Here is a 24,807-nt window from a genome sequence, read left to right as displayed (position 1 = left end):
ACAGTCTGCCGGCTGTGAGGCGAGTCAGAAACCGTTGATGTAGGCGAAGGACATGCGAAAGGTCCGGCGTAGAGGGTAAGACCCCCGTAGTCGAAACATCAACGGCTCGTTTGAGAGACACCCAAGTAGCACGGGGCCCGAGAAATCCCGTGTGAATCTGGCGGGACCACCCGCTAAGCCTAAATATTCCCTGGTGACCGATAGCGGATAGTACCGTGAGGGAATGGTGAAAAGTACCGCGGGAGCGGAGTGAAATAGTACCTGAAACCGTGTGCCTACAAGCCGTGGGAGCGTCGGGCAAGCACTTGTGCTTGCCTCGTGACTGCGTGCCTTTTGAAGAATGAGCCTGCGAGTTTGCGGTGCGTTGCGAGGTTAACCCGTGTGGGGAAGCCGTAGCGAAAGCGAGTCCGAACAGGGCGATTCAGTAGCGCGCTCAAGACCCGAAGCGGAGTGATCTAGCCATGGGCAGGTTGAAGCGGCTGTAAGAGGTCGTGGAGGACCGAACCCACCAGGGTTGAAAACCTGGGGGATGACCTGTGGTTAGGGGTGAAAGGCCAATCAAACTCCGTGATAGCTGGTTCTCCCCGAAATGCATTTAGGTGCAGCGTCGTGTGTTTCTTGCCGGAGGTAGAGCACTGGATAGGCGATGGGCCCTACCGGGTTACTGACCTTAGCCAAACTCCGAATGCCGGTAAGTGAGAGCGCGGCAGTGAGACTGTGGGGGATAAGCTCCATGGTCGAGAGGGAAACAGCCCAGAGCATCGACTAAGGCCCCTAAGCGTACGCTAAGTGGGAAAGGATGTGGAGTCGCAGAGACAACCAGGAGGTTGGCTTAGAAGCAGCCACCCTTGAAAGAGTGCGTAATAGCTCACTGGTCTAGTGATTCCGCGCCGACAATGTAGCGGGGCTCAAGCGTACCGCCGAAGTCGTGTCATTGCAGCAATAGGGCCAACGCCCGCTGTGATGGGTAGGGGAGCGTCGTGTGCCGGGTGAAGCCGCGCCGGAAGGCAGTGGTGGACGGTTCACGAGTGAGAATGCAGGCATGAGTAGCGATACACACGTGAGAAACGTGTGCGCCGATTGACTAAGGGTTCCTGGGTCAAGCTGATCTGCCCAGGGTAAGTCGGGACCTAAGGCGAGGCCGACAGGCGTAGTCGATGGATAACCGGTTGATATTCCGGTACCCGCTGTGAAGCGTCAAACATCGAGCCCATTAATGCTAAGGCCGTGAAGCCGCCCTGATCTCTTCGGAGTTGAGGGGAGTGGTGGAGCCGCCGACCCAAGGTGGTAGTAGGTGAGTGATGGGGTGACGCAGGAAGGTAGTCCATCCCGGGCGGTGGTTGTCCCGGGGTAAGGGTGTAGGCCGTGTGATAGGCAAATCCGTCACACATCAAGGCTGAGACCCGATGCCGAGCCGATTGTGGTGAAGTGGATGATCCTATGCTGTCGAGAAAAGCCTCTAGCGAGTTTCATGGCGGCCCGTACCCTAAACCGACTCAGGTGGTCAGGTAGAGAATACCGAGGCGTTCGGGTGAACTATGGTTAAGGAACTCGGCAAAATGCCCCCGTAACTTCGGGAGAAGGGGGGCCATCACTGGTGATTGGATTTACTCCATGAGCTGGGGGTGGCCGCAGAGACCAGCGAGAAGCGACTGTTTACTAAAAACACAGGTCCGTGCGAAGCCGTAAGGCGATGTATACGGACTGACGCCTGCCCGGTGCTGGAACGTTAAGGGGACCGGTTAGTCACTCTTCGGGGTGGCGAAGCTGAGAACTTAAGCGCCAGTAAACGGCGGTGGTAACTATAACCATCCTAAGGTAGCGAAATTCCTTGTCGGGTAAGTTCCGACCTGCACGAATGGCGTAACGACTTCTCGACTGTCTCAACCATAGGCCCGGTGAAATTGCACTACGAGTAAAGATGCTCGTTTCGCGCAGCAGGACGGAAAGACCCCGGGACCTTTACTACAGTTTGATATTGGTGTTCGGTTCGGCTTGTGTAGGATAGCTGGGAGACTGTGAAGCTCGGACGCCAGTTCGGGTGGAGTCGTCGTTGAAATACCAGTCTGGTCGTGCTGGATGTCTAACCTGGGTCCGTGATCCGGATCAGGGACAGTGTCTGATGGGTAGTTTAACTGGGGCGGTTGCCTCCTAAAGAGTAACGGAGGCGCCCAAAGGTTCCCTCAGCCTGGTTGGCAATCAGGTGTTGAGTGTAAGTGCACAAGGGAGCTTGACTGTGAGACCGACGGGTCGAGCAGGGACGAAAGTCGGGACTAGTGATCCGGCGGTGGCTTGTGGAAGCGCCGTCGCTCAACGGATAAAAGGTACCCCGGGGATAACAGGCTGATCTTCCCCAAGAGTCCATATCGACGGGATGGTTTGGCACCTCGATGTCGGCTCGTCGCATCCTGGGGCTGGAGTCGGTCCCAAGGGTTGGGCTGTTCGCCCATTAAAGCGGTACGCGAGCTGGGTTTAGAACGTCGTGAGACAGTTCGGTCCCTATCCGCTGTGCGCGTAGGAATATTGAGAAGGGCTGTCCCTAGTACGAGAGGACCGGGACGGACGAACCTCTGGTGTGCCAGTTGTCCTGCCAAGGGCATGGCTGGTTGGCTACGTTCGGGAGGGATAACCGCTGAAAGCATCTAAGCGGGAAGCCTGCTTCAAGATGAGTATTCCCACCCCCTTGAGGGGTTAAGGCTCCCAGTAGACGACTGGGTTGATAGGCCAGATCTGGAAGCCCGGTAACGGGTGGAGGTGACTGGTACTAATAGGCCGAGGGCTTGTCCTCAGTTGCTCGCGTCCACTGTGTAGTTCCCAGACAACGAACGGTTGTGCTGGCTGAACAGTTCCACTTAATCAATTGAAAAGTGTGCTTGTTCGCTGCCCGTTCGAGGCCTCGTTTCATCACGAGGCGTCTGACAGGGTTTCGGTGGTCAAAGCGTGAGGGAAACGCCCGGTTACATTCCGAACCCGGAAGCTAAGCCTCACAGCGCCGATGGTACTGCAGGGGGGACCCTGTGGGAGAGTAGGACGCCGCCGAACTAAATTTGGAGGACCCTTGGTCCCAGCGACTCGCTGGGGCTGAGGGTCCTTTTTTGTTTTGCCGAAGCGCGCCGGGTACCCGGCTGCGCGAGAATGACTTGCGGTACCGAAGACAGGAGTCACCCCATGTCCACCAACTCTCCCGACGAGCGACCGGAGCGCGACCAGCGCCGTCGTGACAGTGGTGACCGCGGTGACTACCGCGGCGGCCCTCGCCGAGACAACGACCGTGGTGGTTCCGGCCGCCGTGACGACAACCGCGGTGGCGACAACCGCGGCGGTGGTGACCGTGGCGGCTTCCGTCGCGACGACAACCGCAGCGGCGGCACCGGCGGCAGTGGCGGTGGCTACCGTGGCCGCGACGACCGCCGCGAGGGCGATCGGGGCGGCCGGCCGCCGTTCCGCCGTGACGACCGTCCGAGCGGCCCGCGCCGCGACGACCGCGGTGGCGCCGGCGGCAGCGGCGGTGGCTTCCGCCGGGACGGGGACCGCCCCGCCTTCAACCGCGACGACCGGCCCAGCAGCCCGCGTCGCGATGACGACCGCGGTGGATTCCGCCGTGACGACCGTCGTGACGACAACCGTGGTGGCGGCGACCGTGGCGGCTTCCGCCGCGACGACAACCGTGGTGGCAGCAGCGGTGGCGGCTTCCGTCGCGACGACCGTGGCGGCAGTGCCGGCGGCTACCGAGGCCGTGACGACAACCGTGGCGGCAGCAGCGGTGGCGGCTTCCGCCGTGACGACAACCGCGGTGGTGCCAGTGGCGGTGGTTTCCGTCGCGACGACAACCGTGGTGGTGGCAGCGGTGGCGGCTTCCGCCGTGATGACCGTGGCGGCAGTGCCGGCGGCTACCGAGGCCGTGACGACAACCGTGGCGGCAGCAGCGGTGGCGGCTTCCGCCGTGACGACCGCGGTGACTTCCGACGGGACGACCGTCGTGACGAGCGCAGGGGCGACGACCGTGGCGGCTTCCGCCGCGACCCCGACCGTCCGGCCTTCCGCCGTGACGAGCGCCGTGACGAGCGCCCCAGCGGCCCCCGTCGTGACGACGACCGCGGTGGGTTCCGTGGAGACTCCCGTCGCGACGAGCGCCCCAGCGGCCCGCGTCGCGACGACGACCGCGGCGGCTTCCGCCGTGACGACAACCGGGGCGGCGGCGACTTCCGCCGTGACGAGCGCAGGGGCGACGACCGTGGCGGCTTCCGCCGCGACCCCGACCGTCCGGCCTTCCGCCGTGACGAGCGTCGCGATGAGCGCCCCAGCGGCCCCCGTCGTGACGACGACCGCGGTGGGTTCCGTGGAGACTCCCGTCGCGACGAGCGCCCCAGCGGCCCGCGTCGCGACGACGACCGCGGCGGCTTCCGCCGTGACGACAACCGGGGCGGCGGCGACTTCCGCCGTGACGAGCGCAGGGACGGCGACCGTCCGCCCTTCCGCCGCGACGACCGTGGAGACTTCCGTCGTGACGAGCGCCCCAGCGGCCCGCGTCGTGACGACGACCGCGGCGGCTTCCGCCGTGACGACAGCCGTGGTGGCAGCGGCGGCGGCTACCGGGGCCGGGACGACCACCGTGGTGGCAGCAGCGGTGGCTTCCGCCGTGACGACCGCGGCGGGCGCCCCGGCGGCTTCCGCGGCCGTGACGACCGCGGGGGCGACGACCGGCGTGGTGGCGGCCGTTACCGCGACGAGCGGGACCGGGACCGTGAGCCGATCAAGCGCCTGCCGATCCCGGACGACGTCACGGGCGAGGAGATCGACCAGGACGTGCGACAGGAACTCCTGAGCCTGCCCAAGGGGCTTGCCGAGGACGTCTCCCGCAACCTGGTGATGGTCGCCCGGCTCATCGACGAGGACCCCGAGACCGCCTACGCGTACTCGAGGATCGCGCTGCGGCTGGCCTCACGTGTCGCGGCCGTGCGCGAGGCGGCCGGCTTCGCCGCGTACGCGAACCAGAAGTTCAGCGAGGCGCTCGCCGAGTTCCGCGCCGCGCGCCGGATGACCGGTGGCGTGGAGCTGTGGCCCGTGATGGCGGACTGCGAGCGCGGCATGGGCCGGCCCGAGAAGGCGCTGGAGATGGCGGGCGCGCCCGAGGTCCAGAAGCTGGACAAGGCGAGCCAGGTCGAGATGCGGCTCGTGGCGGCCGGCGCCCGGCGTGACATGGATCAGCTGGACGCCGCCATCGTCACCCTCCAGAGCCCCGAGCTGGCTTCGAACTCCGTCCAGCCCTGGACCGCGCGACTGCGGTACGCCTACGCCGACGCGCTCCTCGCCGCCGGACGCGAGGGCGAGGCACGCGAGTGGTTCGCCAAGACCGTCGAGTCCGACAAGGACGGCAGCACGGACGCCTCCGATCGTCTCGCCGAGATGGATGGCGTCGAGTTCGTCGACGCCCTCGTCGAGGACGACGAGCCCGTGAGCGTGACCGCGACCGACGCCACGCCGGAGATCCACGCCCAGGACGACGACGAGGACGACGACGAGGACGAGATCGGGTCCGAGACCAAGGACGCGATCACGGACGACATCGACGACGTCGACGACCTCGACGAGGACGAAGAGGACGAGGACAAGGACGACGAGGACGACGCTCCTCACCGTCCGCAGAGCTGACGCCGGACACCGGCACAAACACGTGGGCGGCAGGACACCGGAAGGTGCTCCTGCCGCCCACGTGGCGTTTCCGGGGGAGTTCCCGGGAGCCGGGTGCCTCAGGGAGTGAGCGCCCGCAGGACGAGACCGGACGCCGGCTTCGGCCCGAAGGACGTCGACTTGCGCGGCATCGTGACCCCCTGGCGGGCGAGTTCGCGTACGACCTCCTCGTGGACCGGGTGCATCAGCACGGCCGTGCCCCCGTCGTGCTCCGCCTTCTCGACCGTGGCGGTCGTGTCGTGGATGTACGCGATGTCCGCGGGGGAGTCCTCGGGGATGCCCCACACATGGTCGAGAAGGGTGGCGTGCAGCACCGTGGCGTCCAGCGCGCGCCAGGCCTCCGGGTGCCCGGCCGGGATCGTACGGGCGAGGAGGTCGGGCGAAGGGCGGTCGACGAGGTGGAAGGCGCCGTCGCCCGCGAGGAGGAACGCGTTCCCCTCGGCCGCAGCCGCCGCGAGGGCCTCCAGTGCCTCGGCGAGGGGCACGTCGAGGTGGCGTACGCGGAAGGAGTCCCCGAGCGCGGCCAGCGCCTCGGCGACCGGCAGACGGTGCAGCAGACGGTGGATCGCCCGGACGCGCAGCGGATAGCGGGCGGTGTCCACCAGGAGGACCAGACCGTAGTCCCAGGGGCTCGGGGAGGGGTGCTCCGCGCGTAGACGCAGATACGTGGCCCAGCGGTGGTGGCCGTCGGCGATCAGGGCCTGGTGCCGGCCCAGGTCCGTGCGGATCTCCGCGAGCTCCGCGGGGTCCGTGACCGCCCACAGACGATGGCTGATGCCGTCCTCCGTGGTGGTGCACAGCAGCGGCGGCAGGGCGACGGTGCGTTCGATGACGGCGCCGGCGCCGCGCCCGGAACCGTTGCCGCGATAGGTCAGCAGCAGGGGTTCGAGGTTGGCGGACGTGGCGCGCATCAGGGCAGCGCGGTCCGCGATGACGTGCGGCATCACGTCCTCGTGCGGGAGCACCACACCGTCGGCGGGATCGGACAGCCGCAGATTGCCGATCACGCCCCGTTGCAGCAGGTCGCCGTCGCGCTGTTCGTACACGTACAGGCCGGGCTCGGGATCGGCGGCCAGGACGCCCTCCGACAGCCAGCGGCGCAGCGTGTCGGCCGCCTGCCGGTTGCGGGCGGCCGGGGTGCCGTCCTGGGGGAGGATCAGCCGGACGATGTTGTACGGGTCGGCCGATTCGAGTTCGAGGAGTCCGTCGGGCCGCACGATCACGTCGTAGGGCGGGGACGTCACGGCGGCGAGACTGCCGACCCGGTCCGGGTCGTAGCGCAGGCCTCGGAACGGGGTGAGTTCGAGGCCGCTCCCCGCCGGTGTCGCCTCCTCGGGACCTGCATAGTTCATTGGGGCATCGTAAGTGTGTCGGTGGCATGAGCGATGATCGGGGGAAAGGGATCTAACGAGGAGCGATGCGCAATGAGCCAGACCGTCAGGACGCGGCCCGAGGGCAGTGGGCAGGCGCTGAGCGAGGCGTACGACACCGCGCTGCTTGACCTGGACGGTGTGGTGTACGCGGGCGGTGAGGCGATCGCGCACGCGGTGGACTCACTGGCGACGGCGCGCGCGGGCGGGATGCACCTCGCGTACGTCACGAACAACGCGCTGCGCACCCCGGACGCGGTCGCCGGGCACCTCACGGAGCTGGGCATACCGACGGTGGCCTCGGACGTCATCACCTCGGCGCAGGCCGTGGCCCGGCTCATCAGCGAGCAGGTTCCGGCCGGGGCGCGTGTCCTGGTGATCGGCGGCGACGGGCTGCGGGTCGCGCTGCGCGAGCGCGGGCTGGAACCGGTCGACTCGGCGGAGGACGAGCCCGTCGCGGTGGTCCAGGGGTACGGCGGTCCCGATCTGGCCTGGTCCCGTTTCGCGGAGGCGTCCTACGCCGTCGCGCGGGGGGTTCCCTGGTTCGCCTCCAACACGGATCTGACGATTCCGGGCGCGCGCGGGATCGGGCCCGGCAACGGAGCGGCCGTGGAGGTCGTCCGGATCGCCACGGGTGCCGAGCCGCAGGTGGCGGGCAAGCCGCTGCCTCCGATGCACCGCGAGACGATCCTGCGGACCGGGGCCGAGCGGCCGCTGGTGGTCGGGGACCGGCTGGACACGGACATCGAGGGCGCGTTCAACGGAGAGGTGGACTCGCTGCTCGTCCTGACCGGTGTGACGGACGGCGCCCAGCTGCTCGCCGCACCGCCGAAGCACCGTCCGACGTACGTCGACGCCGATCTGCGCGGGATGCTCACCGGGCAGCCCGAGGTCGTCGAGGCAGGCGACGGCTTCCGCTGCGGCGGCTGGACGGCGACGGCGGGCGGCGAGGAACTGGAGCTGACGGGCGAGGGCGAAGCCCTCGACGGCCTGCGGGCGCTGTGCGCGGCGGCGTGGACGGCCGCGGGTGAGGGCTCGTGCGAGCTGAACGGCGGGAAGGTGCTGGCGCGGCTGGGGCTCTAGGGCGCGGAGGGGCTCCAGGGCGCTGCCGGGGGCGTTGACCTGGGCCTCGGTGGGGTGTGAGGGTGCGGGGCCATCGAACGCGATGCGAGGGTAGGCTAACCTAACCTCGTGTTGGTCGACAGTCCTCCTGAACAGCGCGCGGAAACCGCCCCCGCGCCCCCAACCCGCCGGGCGATACGGACCCTTGGGCTCCTCGTCTCCGTGGGCGTCCTGCTGCTGGTCGCGCTGGCGAGCATCGCGATCGGCGCGAAAGCGCTGCCGCCGGCACAGGTGTGGCACGGCCTGTTCCACGACTCGGGGACGTACGCGGACGTCGTGGTCGGTGACCGGATCTCCCGCACCGTGCTCGGGCTGCTGGTCGGCGCCGCGCTCGGGCTGTCCGGTGCCGTCCTCCAGGCGCTCACCCGCAATCCCCTGGCCGACCCCGGCCTGCTCGGGATCAACGCGGGCGCGTCGGCCGCCGTCGTCACCGCGATCACCTACTTCGGCGTCACCTCGCTGACCGGCTACGTCTGGTTCGCCTTCCTCGGCGCGGCCGCAGTCGGTGCGCTGGTCTGGTTCCTGGGCGGCAGCCGGGGCGCGACCCCGGTGCGGCTCGCGCTCGCCGGAACCGCCATCAGCGCCGCGCTGTACGGCTATCTGCAAGCCGTGATGATCATGGACGACGCGGCCCTCGGCAAGATGCGCTTCTGGACGGTCGGTTCGCTGGCCTCGGCGACCGACGCGACGATCGAGCAGGTGGCCCCGTTCCTCGCCGTCGGCACGCTTCTCGCGCTGGCCCTCGCCCGGCCGCTGAACGCGGTGGCCATGGGCGACGACACCGCCCGCGCGCTCGGCGCCCACCTGAACCGCACCCGCGCGCTGTCCATGGCCGCCGCGACCGTGCTCTGCGGCGCGGCGACCGCCGCCTGCGGACCGATCGTGTTCGTCGGACTCATGGTCCCGCACGCCGTCCGCTCCTTCACCGGCCCCGATCTGCGCTGGATCCTGCCGTACGCCACCGTCCTGTCGCCCGTGCTGCTGCTCGGCGCCGATGTCCTGGGCCGGATGGTCGCCCGTCCGGCGGAGCTCCAGGTCGGCATCGTCACGGCGGTGCTCGGCGGTCCGGTCTTCATCTTTCTCGTACGGCGACGGAGGACGGCGCAGCTGTGACGACCCCACCTGTCCGAAGCATCCGAAGCGCCCTCGGGCGGCGCGCCCCGGGCCTTCCCGCGCGCCGCGTCCGGGCCCTGCGCACCGCGGGCGGGCTGTCCGTCCGGTTCGACCTCCGCGCGTTCACCGTGGTCGTCCTGCTGCTGCTGGCCGCGGTCGTCGCGAGCGTGGTGCTCATCGGCACCGGCGACTTCCCGATCCCGGCCGCCGACGTGCTCAGGACCCTGGCCGGCGACGGCAGCCCCAGCCAGGAGTTCATCGTCAACGACCTGCGGCTGCCGCGCGTACTCGTCGGGCTGCTGGTGGGGGCCTCGCTCGGGCTGGCCGGAGCGCTCTTCCAGTCGATCTCCCGCAACCCGCTCGGCAGCCCCGACGTGCTCGGCCTCGGCCAGGGTTCCACGGCCGGCGCACTCGTCATGATCGTCCTGTACTCGGGCAGCGCGACCGAGGTCGCCTTCGGGGCGCTCGTCGGCGGCCTGCTGACCGGGCTCGCCATCTATCTGCTCGCCTGGAAGCGGGGCGTGCACGGCTACCGCCTGGTCCTGGTCGGCATCGGCGTCTCCGCGATCGTCACGGCGGTCAACGGCTACCTCCTCACCAAGGCCGACCTCGTCGACGCGGCCCGCGCCGTCGTCTGGATGACCGGCTCCCTCAACGGCCGGGACTGGGCCCAGGTCTGGCCCCTGCTCATCATGTGCGCCGTCCTCGTCCCCCTCGTCCTCGGCAACGCGCGCGGGCTGCGGATGATGGAGATGGGCGACGACGTGTCGTACGCCCTCGGAGTGAGCGTCGAGCGGACGCGGCTGCTGCTGATGGTGGCCGCCGTGCTGCTCACCGCGGGTGCCACCGCCGCCGCGGGCCCGGTCGGCTTCGTCGCGCTCACCGCGCCGCAGCTGGCCCGGCGGCTCACCCGGTCGCCGGGACCGAACCTGACGGCCTCGATGTGCATGGGCGCGACCCTGCTGATCGTCGCGGACTGGGCCTCACAGCGGGCCTTCGGCGCCGACCAGCTGCCGGTCGGCGTGGTCACCGGTGTCCTCGGCGGCCTCTACCTGCTGTGGCTGCTGGTCACCGAACGCAAGGCGGGCCGGATATGAGCCGCCCGGCGAAGGCCACCCCCGTGACCGCGGACGAGAACACCCCAAGGAGCACTGTGAACCGCCTGTCCGCCGAGAACGTCACCCTCGGCTACGACCAGCGCGTCATCGCCGAGAAGCTGTCGGTGGAGATCCCCGACCGCTCCTTCACGGTGATCGTCGGCCCGAACGCCTGCGGCAAGTCCACCCTGCTGCGCGCCCTCTCGCGCATGCTGAAGCCGTCGTCCGGGCGGGTGCTGCTCGACGGACAGGCGATCCACTCGATGCCCGCGAAGAAGGTGGCACGCACCCTCGGGCTGCTGCCGCAGTCGTCGATCGCGCCGGAGGGGATCACGGTCGGCGACCTCGTCGGCCGGGGCCGCTACCCCCACCAGGGCCTGCTGCGCCAGTGGTCGGCGGAGGACGAGCGGGTGGTCAGGGAGTCGATGGCCTCGACCGGGGTCGCCGAACTCGCCGACCGCCATGTCGACGAACTGTCGGGCGGCCAGCGCCAGCGCGTGTGGATCGCGATGGCGCTCGCGCAGCAGACGCCGCTGCTCCTGCTGGACGAGCCCACGACCTATCTCGACATCCAGCACCAGATCGACGTCCTCGACCTGTGCGCCGAGCTCCACGAGACGCAGGGCCGCACCCTAGTCGCCGTGCTGCACGACCTCAACCACGCGGCCCGCTACGCCACCCACCTGATCGCCCTGACCGGCGGCGAGGTCGTCGCCGAGGGCGCCCCCGGCGACATCGTCACGGCCGCGCTCGTCGAGGAGGTCTTCGGGCTGCGCTGCCAGGTCATCGACGACCCCGAGACCGGTACGCCGCTCGTGGTGCCCGCGGCCCGCGGGGCCAGGGTCCGCGCCGGCGCGGCCGCTACAGAAGCGTCCTGAGCCGGAGCAGGTCGCGCAGGCCCGCCTCCAGCTTCACCCGGCCCGAACCCCAGGCCTTCGCGAAGTTCAGCTCGCCGTTCACCATCGACACCAGATCGTCGCCCTTCATCGTCAGGCGGATCTGGGCCCGCTCGGGGGGCGGGCCCTGGAGGGTGTCCAGCACCTCGATCCGGCCGCCCCTGAGGCGGCCCACGAAGGTGATGTCCAGGTCGGTGATACGGCAGCTCAGCGAGCGGTCGAGGGCCGCGGCGGCCCGTACGTCCCCGTCGGCGCCCGCCATGTTGTCCGAAAGTTTGTCGAGTGCGGTGCGGCACTCCTCAGTCGTCGCCATCGTGATCGACGGTACCGCAGCCCTTCGCGGTAGCGTCGGGGCATGAACGACTCAGTCCCCGAGGGCGGGCTCCCCGAGGCCGCGACCGCGGGAGGGCCCGTCCCGCCCGCGGAGGCGGAACCGGCTCCCGTGTACGACCCCGCCGCACCGGCCCCGCTGAACGTCCCGCGGGTCCCCACGGGCGACCCCGGTGTCGACGCCGGGCTCGACCGGCTGGCCGACGCCGACGACCTTGCCACGGACGGACACCTGGAGGTGTACGAGGATGTGCACCGGGGACTGCGCGACGCGCTCACCGCGCTCGACGTCCGCCCGGGAGGTCCGGCTCCCTCCGGCCGCCCGGCCGGCGCCCCGCAATGAGATCCTTCGGGACACCCGGGGAATCCGCCGGGGCGCCCGGAGGGACCCCAGGGGAACCTGAGGGACACCCCTTTCCATCGCCGTACGACCGCAGGAGCTGATCCGAACGTGGCAGGAGTGGCACGCCGCCGCCTCGACGCCGAGCTGGTCCGCAGGAAGCTCGCCCGCTCGCGCGAGCACGCCGGACAGCTGATCGCCGCGGGCCGGGTCAGCGTGGGCAAGACCCTCGCGACCAAGCCCGCCACCCAGGTGGAGACCGCCGCGGCGATCGTGGTCAGCAAGGACGACAGCGACCCCGACTACGTCTCGCGCGGCGGGCACAAGCTCGCCGGCGCGCTCGCCGTCTTCGGGCCGCAGGGCCTGAAGGTCGAGGGGCGAAGGGCGCTGGACGCCGGCGCGTCCACCGGCGGCTTCACCGACGTCCTGCTGCGCGCGGGCGCCGCCCACGTCGTCGCCGTGGACGTCGGTTACGGACAACTCGCCTGGTCTCTCCAGAGCGATGAACGCGTCACCGTCAAGGACCGTACGAACGTACGCGAGTTGACGTTGGAGGCGATCGATGGGGAGCCCGTGGACCTTGTTGTCGGGGATCTGTCCTTCATCCCGCTCGGATTGGTGCTGCCCGCCCTCGCGCGGTGCACGGCGCCGGATGCCGACCTGGTGATGATGGTCAAGCCACAGTTCGAGGTGGGGAAGGACCGGCTGGGCAGCGGCGGTGTCGTGCGCAGTCCGGAACTGCGCGCAGAGACGGTGCGCGGTGTGGCGGGGCGAGCCCGGGAGCTGGGGCTCGGAGTGAAGGGCGTGACAGCGAGCCCGTTGCCCGGACCGTCGGGCAACGTCGAGTACTTTCTGTGGCTGCGTGCCGGGGCACCCGAACTCGACCCGGCCGACGTTGACCGTGCAGTGGCGGAGGGGCCGCGTTGACACAGACCCGAGCTCGTACTGTTTTCCTGCTGGCCCACACCGGGCGGCCGGCAGCCATCCGCAGCGCCGAACTGGTCGTCCAGGGGCTGCTGCGTTCCGGGATCGGCGTACGGGTCCTGGCGGCCGAGGCGGCCGATCTGCCGCTGCCGCACGAGGTGGAACTGGTCCAGGAGGCGACTCCGCAGTGCCTCGACGGCTGCGAGCTGCTCATCGTCCTCGGCGGTGACGGAACGCTGCTGCGCGGCGCCGAGTTCGCGCGCGCCTCGGGCGTGCCGATGCTCGGCGTCAACCTCGGCCGGGTCGGCTTCCTCGCCGAGGCCGAGCGCGACGACCTGGACAAGGTCGTCGACCGGGTGGTCACCAGGGCCTACGAGGTCGAGGAACGCATGACGGTCGACGTCGTCGTGCACCGCAACGGCGACATCGTGCACACCGACTGGGCGCTGAACGAGGCGGCCGTGCAGAAGGTGTCCGCCGAGAAGCTCCTCGAAGTGGTGCTGGAGATCGACGGGCGGCCCGTCACCGGGTTCGGCTGCGACGGGATCGTCTGCGCGACCCCGACCGGGTCGACGGCGTACGCCTTCTCCGCGGGCGGCCCCGTGGTCTGGCCCGAGGTCGAGGCGCTGCTGATGGTGCCGATCAGCGCGCACGCCCTGTTCGCCAAGCCGCTGGTGACCTCGCCCGACTCGGTGCTCGCCGTCGAGGTGCTGCCGCACGTCCCGCCGGGTGTGCTGTGGTGCGACGGCCGGCGGACGGTCGAGCTGCCGCCGGGGGCGCGGGTCGAGGTACGGCGCGGGGCCGTTCCGGTGCGGCTGGCCCGGCTGCACCACGCGTCCTTCACCGACCGGCTCGTCGCCAAGTTCGCCCTCCCGGTCTCCGGGTGGCGCGGAGCGCCGCACTAGGAACCGCGGAGCGCCGCACGGGGAACGCGGTCCCGGCACCCGGATTCCGTCCGGGCGCCGGGCCTCTTCGCGCGGTCCGCCGCCGAACGAGACGACCCCCCGAAAGTAACGCTCGGTTCTCTTTGCGGGGGGCGGCGTCGCACGGTGGCGGGAAAACCTCGTATGGTCGGGGACGTGTTGGAGGAGATGCGGATACGGTCGCTCGGAGTCATCGACGACGCGGTCGTCGAGCTGTCACCCGGCTTCACCGCCGTGACCGGTGAGACCGGCGCGGGCAAGACGATGGTGGTCACCAGTCTCGGGCTGCTGCTGGGCGGGCGTGCCGACCCGGCCCTCGTACGGATCGGCGCCAAGAGCGCGGTCGTGGAGGGGCGGATCAGCGTACCCGCGGGCGGGACGGCCGTCGTACGGGCCGAGGAGGCGGGCGCCGAACTCGACGACGGTGTGCTGCTCATCAGCCGTACCGTTTCGGCGGAGGGGCGTTCCCGCGCGCATCTGGGCGGACGCTCGGTGCCGGTGGGCGTGCTCGCCGAACTCGCCGACGAACTCGTCGCGGTGCACGGCCAGACCGACCAGCAGGGGCTGCTCAAGCTGTCCCGGCAGCGGCAGGCCCTGGACCGGTACGCGGGTGACGCGGTCGCCGTGCCGCTCGCCAAGTACGCGGGCGCCTACCGCCGGCTGCGGGCGATCTCGGCCGAACTGGACGAGATCACCACCCGCGCCCGCGAACGGGCCCAGGAAGCCGACATGCTGCGCTTCGGACTCGACGAGATCGCGGCCGTGGAGCCGCGCGCGGGCGAGGACGCGGAGCTGGCGGCGGAGGCGGAGCGGCTCGGGCACGCGGAGGCGCTGGCCTCGGCCGCCACGGCCGCGCACGCCGCGATGGCGGGCAATCCCGAGGATCCGGAGGGCATCGACGCGGCCACGCTCGTCGCGGGCGCCCACCGGGCGCTGGAGGCCGTACGGTCGCACGACGCGGCCCTCGCCACGCTGTCCGGGCGGATCGGGGAGATCGCCATCCTGCTCGGCGACGTCGCGGGCGAACTCGCGGGCTACGCCGACGACCTCGACGCCGACCCGCTGCGGCTCGCGGCGGTCGAGGAGCGCAGGGCCGCGCTCACCCAGCTCACCCGCAAGTACGGCGAGGACATCGACGCCGTGCTCGCCTGGGCCGAGCGCGGTGCCGAGCGGCTCACGGAACTCGACGGGGACGACGACCGGCTGGAGGAGCTGACCGCCGAGCGGGACGCGCTGCGCGGCGAACTGGGCGGCCTCGCCCAGGCGCTGACGGACGCCCGTACGGAGGCCGCCGAACGGTTCGCCGCCGCCGTCACCGCCGAGCTGGCCTCGCTCGCCATGCCGCACGCGCGCGTGTCCTTCGAGCTCCGGCAGACCGACGACCCGGAGGGCGTGGAGGTCGGCGGACGCCCCGTGGCCTACGGTCCCGCCGGTGCCGACGAGGTGGAACTCCTGCTCGCCCCGCACCCGGGGGCGCCGCCGCGGCCCATCGCCAAGGGCGCGTCCGGCGGTGAGCTCTCGCGCGTGATGCTCGCGGTGGAGGTCGTGTTCGCGGGAACCGACCCCGTGCCGACGTATCTGTTCGACGAGGTCGACGCCGGTGTCGGCGGCAAGGCCGCGGTCGAGATCGGGCGCCGGCTGGCGAAGCTCGCCCGGAGCGCGCAGGTCGTGGTCGTCACGCATCTGCCGCAGGTGGCCGCGTTCGCCGACCGGCAGCTGCTGGTCGAGAAGACGAACGACGGCTCGGTGACGCGGTCCGGTGTGAAGGTGCTGGAGGGCGAGGAGCGGGTTCGCGAACTGTCCCGGATGCTCGCCGGCCAGGAGGACTCCGAGACGGCCCGGGCCCACGCCGAGGAGCTCCTGGCCACGGCCCGGGCCGACGCCTAGTGCTCTGACCGCGTTGGTTCGCCGGGTTGGTGGTCGTGGCGGTTGGATGTGGGGTGACGTCCGATCCGACCGCTGGAGGCGCGGTGGCCGAGCCTGTCCGTGTGCGCAGACTGACCGACCAGGAGGGGCAGAAGCTGCAGCAGATCGTGCGCCGGGGCAGCACGAGTTCGGTGCGCTATCGGCGGGCGATGATGCTGCTGGCTTCGGCCGGCGGGAACCGGGTGCCGGTAATTGCCCAGCTGGTGCAGGCCGACGAGGACACCGTCCGCGACGTGATCCACCGGTTCAACGAGATCGGCCTGGCCTGCCTGGACCCTCGGTGGGCGGGAGGCCGTCCCCGCCAGCTCAGCGATGACGACGAGGACTTCGTCATCGCGACGGCCACCACCCGCCCCACCAAGCTCGGCCAGCCGTTCACTCGCTGGTCACTGCGCAAACTCGTCGCCTACCTGCGCAAAGTGCACGGCCGGGTGATCCGTATCGGCCGCGAGGCGTTACGGTCTCTGCTCGCCCGCCGCGGCGTCACCTTCCAGCGCACCAAGACCTGGAAGGAGTCCCCGGACCCCGAACGGGAGGCGAAGCTGGACCGGATTGAGGAGGTCCTGGACCGCTTCCCCGACCGGGTGTTTGCCTTCGACGAGTTCGGACCGCTCGGGATCCGGCCCACCGCGGGCTCGGGCTGGGCGAAACGGAAGCATCCCGACCGGGTGCCGGCCACCTACCACCGCACCCACGGGGTGCGCTACTTCCACGGCTGCTATTCCGTCGGCGACGACCGCCTGTGGGGCGTCAACTGCCGCAGGAAAGGTGCCGCGAACACGCTGACCGCGCTGAAGTCGATCCGCGCCGCCCGGCCCGACGGTGCACCGATCTACGTGATCATGGACAACCTGTCCGCCCACAAGGGCACGGACATCCGTCGTTGGGCGAAGAAACACAAGGTCGAGCTGTGCTTCACCCCGACCTACGCCTCGTGGGCGAACCCGATCGAGGCCCACTTCGGACCACTGCGGCAGTTCACCATCGCCAACTCCCATCACCCAAATCACACCGTCCAGACAAGGGCCCTGCACGCCTACCTGCGCTGGCGCAACGCCAACGCCCGCCACCGTGACGTCCTGGCCGCCGAGCGCAAGGAACGCGCCCGCATCCGCAGTGAGAAGGGCATCCGCTGGGGCGGACGCCCCCTCAAAACTGCAGCGTGATCGCCCTTCCCGCCGAGTGCGCAGCTCCTTGTGAAAGGCTGGGAGCATGATGGGCGGACGGTCCGAGAACCCAGAACTCTGGGCGTTCCTAGAATCACTGCACTACGGCGACATCCTTTCCGGCACCGTCACAGCGATCGAACGGTTCGGCGTGTTCGTGGCACTGGACGACGGCCCCGACCACCCGGTCTTCCCCGGCGTCGGGTTCATCACGATCCCCGAACTGTCCTGGCGGCGCATCGAAACCACCTTCGACGTTGTACAGGTCGGACAGCACGTCTCAGCCGAGTTCCTCCAGTTCGACACATGGAACCTGGAGGCCAGACTGTCCTTGCGGGCGACACAGCCGGACCCCTTCCAAACATTCGCCGACCGCACCGCGGTGGGGCAGAAACTGCACGGACGGGTCACCAAACTGATTCCGTTCGGCGTCTTCGTCCAGGTCGCCGACGGGATCGAGGGACTGGTCCACCTGCGAGAGCTCGCATCGACGCCCGTGGAAAGTCCGTCAGATGTCGTCCAGGCCGGCGACGAGGTCACGGTCGTCGTCACAGAAATCGACCGGGAGCGACGCAGGCTGGTTCTCTCTCGACGATAAAGCTCCTCCGACCACTCGTGGCTCCCGCATGTTCCCGCGACGGTTCCTCACACCAGCGTTCCTGAGCATCTGAGCGCCCGCTCGGCGCAAGGAAAACCCCGCTCCAACCCGGTGGACCTAGGCGGTCACAGCACTAGCCGGCCGGCCCGCCCGGGGGCTCCGCCCCGGACGCCGCTCCTCGAACGCCGGAGGGCCGAATTCTCCCTCGCCGGGACTGCGGCGGGGGAGTGCGGTGTCCCGGGTGCGCCGTTCGGTGCGCGGGCGCACCCTCGGTACGGCGTGGCGGAGGACCCGCGGGAACCCGTTCGGCTCGGGTCGGCCCGCGGGGCGCGGGGAGTCACGCGCGCCGCACGGGTTCCAACGGGACCCCCTCTCCCCGGAACGGACCATTCATCACTCGTGCGGGTGATCGTCGTCGCCGGGTTGCCTTGTCTGACGTGCCCTCGTCGTGATGGCGGTGCCGGAACGCCCGGGCGGCCTGGCATCCTTGGCGTAGTACGCGGTGCACGACGTGCGGTGTCCCTTCCTCCGCACGATCCTTCTGTACGTTTCCTCGTGACCGTCCGACGCCGAACCAGGAGCCCCGGCCACGTGAGCCACGTGAGCAGCCACTCACCGCACGGCCAGTCGCCGCTGCGCACCGTGCAGGTGCTCGGCGGGGCGAGCGCGGGCAGCAGCGCGCACGTGCGGTCGCTGGCGGCGGGCCTGGTCGCCCGAGGGGTCCGGGTCACCGTCTGCGCTCCCGCCGAGGCCGACCTCGCGTACGGCTTCACCGGGGTCGGCGCGCACCACGTCCCCGTGCCCCGCAGCAGCGACCCCGCCGCCGTGTCCGCGCTGCGGGCCGCCTGCGCCGACGCCGATCTCGTGCACGCGCACGGGATCCACGCGGCGCTGCGGGCGGTACTGGCGCTCAGCGGGCGGAGCGTCCCCCTGATCGTCACCTGGCACACCCGCTCGCAGGCCGACGGCGCCCGGGCCCATCTGCTGCGTCTCCTGGAGCGCCGGGTCGCCAGAGCCGCCGCCGTCGTGCTCGGTACCTCCTCCGACCTGGTGGACCGGGCCCGCAGGAGGGGAGCCAGGGACGCGCGGCTGGCCGCGGTGGCGTTCCCGGCGCCGCGCCCGCCCGCCGAACCGCTGGACCTCGACCCCTCCCGGCACAAGGCACGAGCCGAACTCGGCGCGACCGAGGGCCCGTTGCTCATCGCGGTCGGCTCCCTGGACCGGCACCGCGGCTACCACACCCTCCTCGACGCCTCGCGCGCCTGGTGCCGCCTGGACCCGGTGCCGCTGCTGGTCGTCGCGGGGGAGGGGCCGCTGCGCCCCGTCCTCCAGCGCCGGATCGAGGACGAGGAACTGCCGGTCCGGCTCATCGGGAAGCGCGAGGACGTCACGGAACTGCTGGCCGCCGCCGACCTCGTCGTGCTGCCCAGCAAGTGGGAGTCGCGCTCGCTGCTGGCGCAGGAGGCCCTCCACGCGCGCGTGCCGCTGGTCGCCACCGCCGTCGGGGGCATCCCCGAGACGGTCGGTGACGCGGCCGAGCTCGTCCCGTACGGGAACGCGAAGGCACTGGCCGACGCGGTCGTCCGCCTGCTCGCCGATCCCGAACGCCGTGAGGTGCTGCGGGAGAAGGGTGCCCGGCAGGCCGCGACCTGGCCGACCGAGGACGAGACGGTGGCCCAAGTGCTCAGCGTCTATGACGAGTTCACCCGGTTCCGGCCGCTGGTCTGACGCCCGCGGGCGGCGCTCAGGGAACGTGTCTGCGTGCGCGCAGCGCCAGGCTCAACGCCAGTACCGTCTGCGGGTCGTCCAGGTCCATGCCCAGCAACTCGCCGATCCGGGCGAGGCGGTTGTAGAGGGTCTGCCGGTTGAGATGCAGTTCGCGGGCGGTCTCCGCCTTGCGGCCCGCGTGCGCCAAGTACGTCTGGAGGGTGGGCAGAAGGGGCGGCTTGGAGCGGACGTCGTGGTCGCGGAGCGGGCCGATCGCGCGCTCCACGAAGGCGGCCAGATCGGGGTGCTCGCGCAGCCGCCACAGCAGCAGGTCGATGTCCAGCCGCCGGGCGTCGTACCAGGGGCGGTCGGACAGGCCCTGCGCCGCCGTGGCCGTCTCCGCCGCGTGCCGCAGTCCCGCCGACGCGGCCGCCCAGCCCCCGGCGACCCCGACCACCACCACCGGCGGCTGCGCCCCGGGCCGCTGCATGCCCGCGCGCTCCACCCCGGCGCGCAGCGCCGCGGCGACACGGTCCGCGACGGCCCCTCGCTCCGACTCCGAACGCAGGCCGAGCAGCAGCGGGACCCGCCCCTCGACGGGACGCACGCCGAGCAGCACGGGCACGCCCACCGAGGCCAGCTCCTCGGCGACGGCGCGGGCCAGGACCGCCCAGCCGCCGCCGGGCGCGAGGCCGTCGGCGAGTCGCATCACGACCGGCAGCAGCGGGCCCGCGCCGGGCTTGAAGCCGAGCACACGGGCCTGCGCGGGCGCGTCCTCGGCCTCGATCCGGCCCTCGGCGAGATCGGTCAGGAAGTCGCCGCGCCCCCGCGCCGCCAGTTCCTCCTCCTGGCGGGCCTGCATCAGCACGACGGCCAGGATGCCCGCGGCCCGTTCGGCGGCGATCCGGTGCACCGGGGCGACCGGCGCGCCGACGGGCAGGAGCACCAGGCGGGCCCGGACGGAGCCGGTGCCCGGGCCGCCGCCGGGGACGTCCACCAGCGTGGTCCCCGCGGGCGGCTCCTCCTTGTGCTGGCCGCGCATGCCCTCCCAGACCTGGAGCGGGTCGGCGGCCGCGGAGCCGGCCCCGGCCGCGTAGAGCAGCTGTCCGTCGGCGGTCTCCAGGAAGACCGGGTTGCCGCTGAACTCGGCGAGGATGCTCAGGACCTGGGGCACCCCGCCACCGCCGAGCAGTGCCTCGGTGCAGCGGCGGTGGACCTCCTCGGCCTGCTGGAGCAGGGCGTAGTGGCCGTTGACGATCTCGGTGTGGATCTCCTCCGTGACCGTCACGAAGGGAACCTCGCGGTGCAGCTGGACCAGCGGCAGCCCCGTGGAACGCGCCGTCTCCACGAGCGCGGCCGGGAGCCGGGTGAAGCGCGGGCCCAGCTCGACGACGAGGGCCGCGATCCCCCGCTCGGCGAGGGTGCGAACGAACGCGCGCTGGTCGGCGGGGCGGGTGCCGAGGCCGTATCCCGTGGTCAGCAGCAGTTCGCCGCCCTTGAGCAGCGAGGCGATGTTCGGCACCTCGCCCGCGTGCACCCAGCGCACGGTCCGGTGCAGCCGGTCGGCCCCCGCGATGATCTCCGGCAGCCCGCTGCGCAGTCCGGGCAGCTCAAGGGCCCGCTGCACGGTGATTCCGGCGCCTTGGGTGTCGTAACGGCTGTCCATGCAGCGGACGCTACCCGCGGACGGCTTCCGGGGGCATCTCCGGGTCGTGACGGGCGACGGGGGAGACCGCGGGAGCCGTCCGCGGGAGGTGCCGGGACGAGTGCCCGGGGGTCAGGCGCCGGCCGGGACCGGGGGGATGTTGTGGTTGAAGCGGAACACGTTGTCGGGGTCGTACTCGGCCTTCACCGCGGCCAGCCGCCGGAGGTTGTCCTCGCCCAGGCCGGCTCTGACGCGATCCGTGCCCTCGTCGCCGATGAAGTTCAGATAGACCGCGCCGGTGCTCCACGGCCTGACGTCCTCGCGGACCTTCCTGACCCAGTCCACGCACCGCTCGTCGTCGGCCGGGTCCTCCCAGATCCCGAAGGGGTGCACGGCCCAGGGCGCGTCGCGGTAGGGGACCGGCCAGCGGGTCGGCCCGGAGGCGATGGCGCCGCCCTGGGGGAACAGCACGTGCTGGGTGCCGGTGGGCACCGGCATGGCGTCGCCGAGTGCGCAGAAGACGTCCACGAAGTCGTCGGGCGCGCCGGTCAGATACTCCGCCGACCAGTAGTTACGCCATCCGGGAGGGTCGTCGATCATGCACTGGAGGTCGGCGTAGGGCAGGGCGGTGACGATCTCGACCTCGTGCGGCAGCGCCAGCAGCGGCTGGGCGATCTTGCGCATGTCGTCCTCGCCGCCCGCGTACGCGACGAGCGCGCCGCACAGCCGCGTGCCGACCAGGTGCCCGGGCACGAACTCCTCGGGCGGCGCGGTCAGGTAGAGGACGCCCCCGCTCGCCTCAGGGGGCCCGTTCTCGATGATCTCGCGGTAGACGCGTACGACGTCGGGGCCACTGTCCGGGAGATACATGACCAGCGCCATGGAGAACTCGGGCAGCGGGTGCAGCTTGAGGGTCAGCGCGGTGGCGACCCCGAAGTTCCCGCCGCCCCCGTGCAGGGCCCAGAACAGCTCCGGGTTCTCCTGGTCGGTGGCGCGTACCGGCGTGCCGTCGGCGGTCACCAGTTCGACCCCGAGCAGATTGTCGACGGCCAGGCCGAGGGACCGGTCCAGCCAGCCGGTGCCGCCGCCGAGGACGTAGCCGCCGACACCGGTCGTCGAGGCGCGCCCGCCGGTGGTCGCGAGGCCGTAGGGCTCGGTGGCCCGGTCCAGATGGGTCATCAGGGCCCCGCCCCCGACCCGGACGGTCTCGGACCCGGGGTGGACGGTGACCTCGTGCATTCGGCTGAGGTCGACGACGAGACCGCCGTCGTTGAGCGACATCCCGGCGACGCTGTGACCGCCTCCGCGTACGGCGATCGGCAGATCGAGGTCACGCGCGAAGCGCACCGCGCGGGTCACGTCGGCCTCGCTCTCGCACCGCGCGATCACCGCGGGCCGCCGGTCGATCATCGCGTTGAAGATCGTCCGGGCCTCGTCGTACCCGGGATCGTCCGGGGTGAACACAGCACCGGTGAGACCTGCGCGGAGCGCGGCGAGGGCCGCGCCGGCCTTCGAAAGGGGAGCCATGGAAGCCGCCCCCTTCCATGAGGGGACAGGACTCCTTCCAGGCTAGGCGGGTACGGCGCCCGGGGCGCGTCGGGGAGCCACGGCGCCCCACGCGCCCCGCACGGACCGGCTCAGCCGCCGTACGCCCCGCTCGCCGTCAGCCGCAGGGCCGTGTCGATCAGCGGGACGTGGCTGAAGGCCTGCGGGAAGTTCCCGACCTGGCGCTGAAGACGCGGGTCCCACTCCTCGGCCAGCAGACCGAGGTCGTTGCGCAGGGCCAGCAGCCGCTCGAACAGCTTGCGGGCCTCGTCGACCCGGCCGATCATCGCGAGGTCGTCGGCCATCCAGAACGAGCAGGCGAGGAAGGCGCCCTCGTCGCCCTCCAGGCCGTCCACGCCCGCGTGTTCGCCCGAGGTCGGGTAGCGCAGGATGAAGCCGTCGGAGGTGGACAGTTCGCGCTGGATCGCCTCGATGGTGCCGATCACCCGCTTGTCGTCCGGCGGCAGGAAGCCCATCTGCGGGATGAGCAGCAGGGAGGCGTCCAGCTCCTTCGAGCCGTAGGACTGCGTGAAGGTGTTGCGCTCCGGGTCGTAGCCCTTCTCGCAGACGTCCCGGTGGATGTCGTCGCGCAGTTCGCGCCACTTCTCCAGCGGGCCGTCCGCGTCACCGGACTCGACGAGCTTGATCGTGCGGTCGACGGCGACCCAGGCCATCACCTTGGAGTGCACGAAGTGCCTGCGCGGGCCCCGGACTTCCCAGATCCCCTCGTCCGGCTGGTCCCAGTGCGTCTCCAGGTAGCGGATCAGCTTCAGCTGGAGGAGCGAGGCGTAGTCGTTGCGGGACAGGCCCGTCATGTGGGCCAGGTGCAGGGCCTCGGTGACCTCGCCGTACACGTCGAGCTGGAGCTGGTGCGCCGCGCCGTTTCCGACCCGGACGGGCGCCGAACCCTCGTACCCGGGAAGCCAGTCGAGTTCCGCCTCGCCCAACTCCCTTTCCCCCGCGATGCCGTACATGATCTGGAGGTTCTCCGGGTCGCCGGCGACCGCGCGCAGCAGCCATTCGCGCCAGGCGCGGGCCTCCTCGCGGTACCCGGTGCGCAGCAGCGAGGAGAGGGTGATGGCCGCGTCGCGCAGCCAGGTGTAGCGGTAGTCCCAGTTGCGTACGCCGCCGATCTCCTCCGGCAGGGAGGTGGTGGGCGCGGCGACGATGCCTCCCGTGGGCGCGTACGTCAGGGCCTTGAGGGTGATCAGGGAGCGGACGACGGCCTCGCGGTAGGGGCCGTGGTACGTGCACTGGTCGACCCAGTCGCGCCAGAACTCCTCGGTCGCCTCGAGCGACTGCTCCGGTTCGGGCAGCGCGGGCGGCTGCTTGTGCGAGGGCTCCCACGACACGGTGAACGTGACCGTCTCGCCCGGCGCCACCGTGAAGTCGGCGTAGGTGGTCAGGTCCTTGCCGTAGGTCACGCAGTCCGTGTCGAACCAGACCGAGTCGGGTCCCGCGACCGCGACCGTGCGGCCCTCGTGCCGGCGCACCCAGGGCACGACACGGCCGTACGAGAACCGCATGCGCAGCGTGGAGCGCATCGGCACCCGGCCGCTGACGCCCTCGACGATCCGGATCAGCTGCGGCGCCCCGTCGCGCGGGGGCATGAAATCGGTCACCCGGACCGTGCCCCGCGGGGTGTCCCACTCGGATTCCAGGATCAGCGAGTCGCCGCGGTACCGGCGGCGCGTGGCCGCGGGCGGCTGCGCGTCGGCGGCGTGCGCGGGGCCGAGCCGCCAGAATCCGTGATCCTCGGTGCCGAGCAGTCCCGCGAAGATGGCATGGGAGTCGAAGCGGGGCAGGCACAGCCAGTCGACTGTGCCGTCCCGGCAGACCAGCGCGGCTGTCTGCATGTCTCCGATGAGTGCGTAGTCCTCGATGCGCCCGGCCACGTGCATCTCCAGTCGAACGGCCACGGCGCCCCTGCACGGGGCGGTCGCTCTTGCGGTCAAAGGGAACGTAGGTACTGCAAAACAGTAGGCAATGGGATGAGGTGTCCGCGGAACGTCGCTGATGGGGGACGTCCGCCGTGCGTCGCCGCGAAGCGTCAGGTGTCGGTGCGATGGGCGATGCGATTGTCGTCTCGAAACGAACTGACAGGCCCTCTTTGTTCCGGTTACGTGCGGGATGGTGCCGTGTGCCGGAGGGACTCGGCAGCGAGTGTCCGAGCAGGATACGACGCACGTGGAAGATCCGCGTGCCGCTCCGGGCAACCCGGCTGAGCCGATCGAGTGAGCGGTGTGTGGGCCGTGTGCCCGGCGGGGTGCCCGGGTGTGCGCGGAGCGTGGCCGGAAGCGGCCTCCTCCGGTCGCTGATACCCTGGTAGCCCGTGGACCGGTGGGCAAGAAACCCCCGAACCGCAGCGACGGCAACCCCCGGAAATCCCCGGGCCCCACGCCGGCACGCACCCC

General features: G+C 70.7%; 17 protein-coding genes, 2 rRNA genes and 1 pseudogene (1 of these 20 running past the window's edge). 15 read left to right on the top strand and 5 right to left on the bottom strand.

What is annotated here, in order from left to right; genetic code table 11:
- From WJM95_RS06350 to WJM95_RS06335, 4 genes and pseudogenes are all read left to right on the top strand, one after another.
- Positions 1–2,788 (top strand): 23S ribosomal RNA (locus tag WJM95_RS06350) (it extends 334 nt beyond the left edge of the window).
- A 137-nt stretch (positions 2,789–2,925) separates the two neighbouring features.
- Positions 2,926–3,042 (top strand): 5S ribosomal RNA (rrf, locus tag WJM95_RS06345).
- Positions 3,043–3,519: 477 nt separating this feature from the next.
- A pseudogene (locus WJM95_RS06340) lies at positions 3,520–4,647 on the top strand (hypothetical protein); the annotation flags it as partial.
- A gap of 159 nt (positions 4,648–4,806) precedes the next feature.
- Complete coding sequence (locus tag WJM95_RS06335) at positions 4,807–5,652, top strand: hypothetical protein (RefSeq protein WP_339135386.1); 846 nt, start codon at positions 4,807–4,809, stop codon at positions 5,650–5,652.
- A 98-nt stretch (positions 5,653–5,750) separates the two neighbouring features.
- Here WJM95_RS06335 and WJM95_RS06330 read toward each other — a convergent pair whose 3' ends face one another.
- Complete coding sequence (locus WJM95_RS06330) at positions 5,751–7,043, bottom strand: DUF1015 domain-containing protein (RefSeq protein WP_339128497.1); 1,293 nt, start codon at positions 7,041–7,043, stop codon at positions 5,751–5,753.
- 72 nt (positions 7,044–7,115) lie between these two features.
- Here WJM95_RS06330 and WJM95_RS06325 point away from each other — a divergent pair, with 72 nt between their 5' ends.
- From WJM95_RS06325 to WJM95_RS06310, 4 genes are all read left to right on the top strand, one after another.
- Complete coding sequence (locus tag WJM95_RS06325; protein ID WP_339128496.1) at positions 7,116–8,144, top strand: HAD hydrolase-like protein; 1,029 nt, start codon at positions 7,116–7,118, stop codon at positions 8,142–8,144.
- Between the two features lie 108 nt (positions 8,145–8,252).
- Positions 8,253–9,296: an iron ABC transporter permease gene (locus WJM95_RS06320; RefSeq protein WP_339128495.1), complete on the top strand. Its 1,044-nt coding sequence runs from the start codon at positions 8,253–8,255 to the stop codon at positions 9,294–9,296.
- 20 nt (positions 9,297–9,316) lie between these two features.
- Positions 9,317–10,393: an iron chelate uptake ABC transporter family permease subunit gene (locus WJM95_RS06315; protein ID WP_339135384.1), complete on the top strand. Its 1,077-nt coding sequence runs from the start codon at positions 9,317–9,319 to the stop codon at positions 10,391–10,393.
- Positions 10,390–11,271, top strand: a complete 882-nt coding sequence (locus WJM95_RS06310) for an ABC transporter ATP-binding protein (protein ID WP_339128494.1) — start codon at positions 10,390–10,392, stop codon at positions 11,269–11,271. Before WJM95_RS06315 ends, WJM95_RS06310 begins: the two co-directional genes overlap by 4 nt.
- Here the strand turns inward: WJM95_RS06310 and WJM95_RS06305 are convergent.
- Complete coding sequence (locus WJM95_RS06305) at positions 11,255–11,602, bottom strand: SCP2 sterol-binding domain-containing protein (protein ID WP_339128493.1); 348 nt, start codon at positions 11,600–11,602, stop codon at positions 11,255–11,257. The two genes, WJM95_RS06310 and WJM95_RS06305, sit on opposite strands and share 17 nt — an antisense overlap.
- Positions 11,603–11,644: 42 nt before the next feature.
- Between WJM95_RS06305 and WJM95_RS06300 the strand changes: the two genes are divergently transcribed.
- The 7 genes from WJM95_RS06300 (at position 11,645) to WJM95_RS06270 (ending at position 19,224) form a co-directional block, all read left to right on the top strand.
- Positions 11,645–11,962 carry a hypothetical protein gene (locus tag WJM95_RS06300; RefSeq protein WP_339128492.1) on the top strand — a complete coding sequence of 106 codons (318 nt, stop codon included), beginning with the start codon at positions 11,645–11,647 and terminating at the stop codon, positions 11,960–11,962.
- A gap of 108 nt (positions 11,963–12,070) precedes the next feature.
- A complete protein-coding gene (locus WJM95_RS06295; protein WP_339128491.1) occupies positions 12,071–12,886 on the top strand; it encodes a TlyA family RNA methyltransferase in 816 nt (271 codons plus the stop codon).
- Entirely contained in the window at positions 12,883–13,788 is a 906-nt protein-coding gene (locus WJM95_RS06290; RefSeq protein ID WP_339128490.1) for an NAD kinase, read from the top strand. The genes WJM95_RS06295 and WJM95_RS06290 overlap by 4 nt, the downstream gene beginning before the upstream one ends.
- A 162-nt stretch (positions 13,789–13,950) precedes the next feature.
- Entirely contained in the window at positions 13,951–15,693 is a 1,743-nt protein-coding gene (gene recN, locus WJM95_RS06285; RefSeq protein WP_339128489.1) for a DNA repair protein RecN, read from the top strand.
- 83 nt (positions 15,694–15,776) lie between these two features.
- The gene (locus WJM95_RS06280; RefSeq protein ID WP_339128488.1) at positions 15,777–16,898 is read left to right on the top strand and encodes an IS630 family transposase; all 1,122 of its coding nucleotides are present in this window, start codon (positions 15,777–15,779) and stop codon (positions 16,896–16,898) included.
- A 46-nt stretch (positions 16,899–16,944) separates the two neighbouring features.
- Positions 16,945–17,496 (top strand): S1 RNA-binding domain-containing protein, encoded by a 552-nt coding sequence (locus WJM95_RS06275; protein ID WP_060897217.1) that lies wholly within the window; start codon positions 16,945–16,947, stop codon positions 17,494–17,496.
- 591 nt (positions 17,497–18,087) lie between these two features.
- Complete coding sequence (locus WJM95_RS06270) at positions 18,088–19,224, top strand: glycosyltransferase family 4 protein (RefSeq protein WP_339128487.1); 1,137 nt, start codon at positions 18,088–18,090, stop codon at positions 19,222–19,224.
- A gap of 16 nt (positions 19,225–19,240) precedes the next feature.
- Here WJM95_RS06270 and WJM95_RS06265 read toward each other — a convergent pair whose 3' ends face one another.
- From WJM95_RS06265 to WJM95_RS06255, 3 genes are all read right to left on the bottom strand, one after another.
- On the bottom strand, positions 19,241–20,869 hold the full coding sequence (locus WJM95_RS06265; protein ID WP_339128486.1) for a PucR family transcriptional regulator: 1,629 nt from the start codon (positions 20,867–20,869) through the stop codon (positions 19,241–19,243).
- A 111-nt stretch (positions 20,870–20,980) separates the two neighbouring features.
- A complete protein-coding gene (locus WJM95_RS06260; protein WP_339128485.1) occupies positions 20,981–22,375 on the bottom strand; it encodes an FAD-binding oxidoreductase in 1,395 nt (464 codons plus the stop codon).
- A 110-nt stretch (positions 22,376–22,485) separates the two neighbouring features.
- On the bottom strand, positions 22,486–24,288 hold the full coding sequence (locus tag WJM95_RS06255) for a glycoside hydrolase family 15 protein (RefSeq protein ID WP_339135382.1): 1,803 nt from the start codon (positions 24,286–24,288) through the stop codon (positions 22,486–22,488).
- Positions 24,289–24,807 lie beyond the last annotated feature (519 nt).

The organism is Streptomyces sp. f51 (assembly GCF_037940415.1).
Taxonomy (GTDB): domain Bacteria; phylum Actinomycetota; class Actinomycetes; order Streptomycetales; family Streptomycetaceae; genus Streptomyces.
This window is presented reverse-complemented; position numbering and strand designations above follow the sequence as displayed.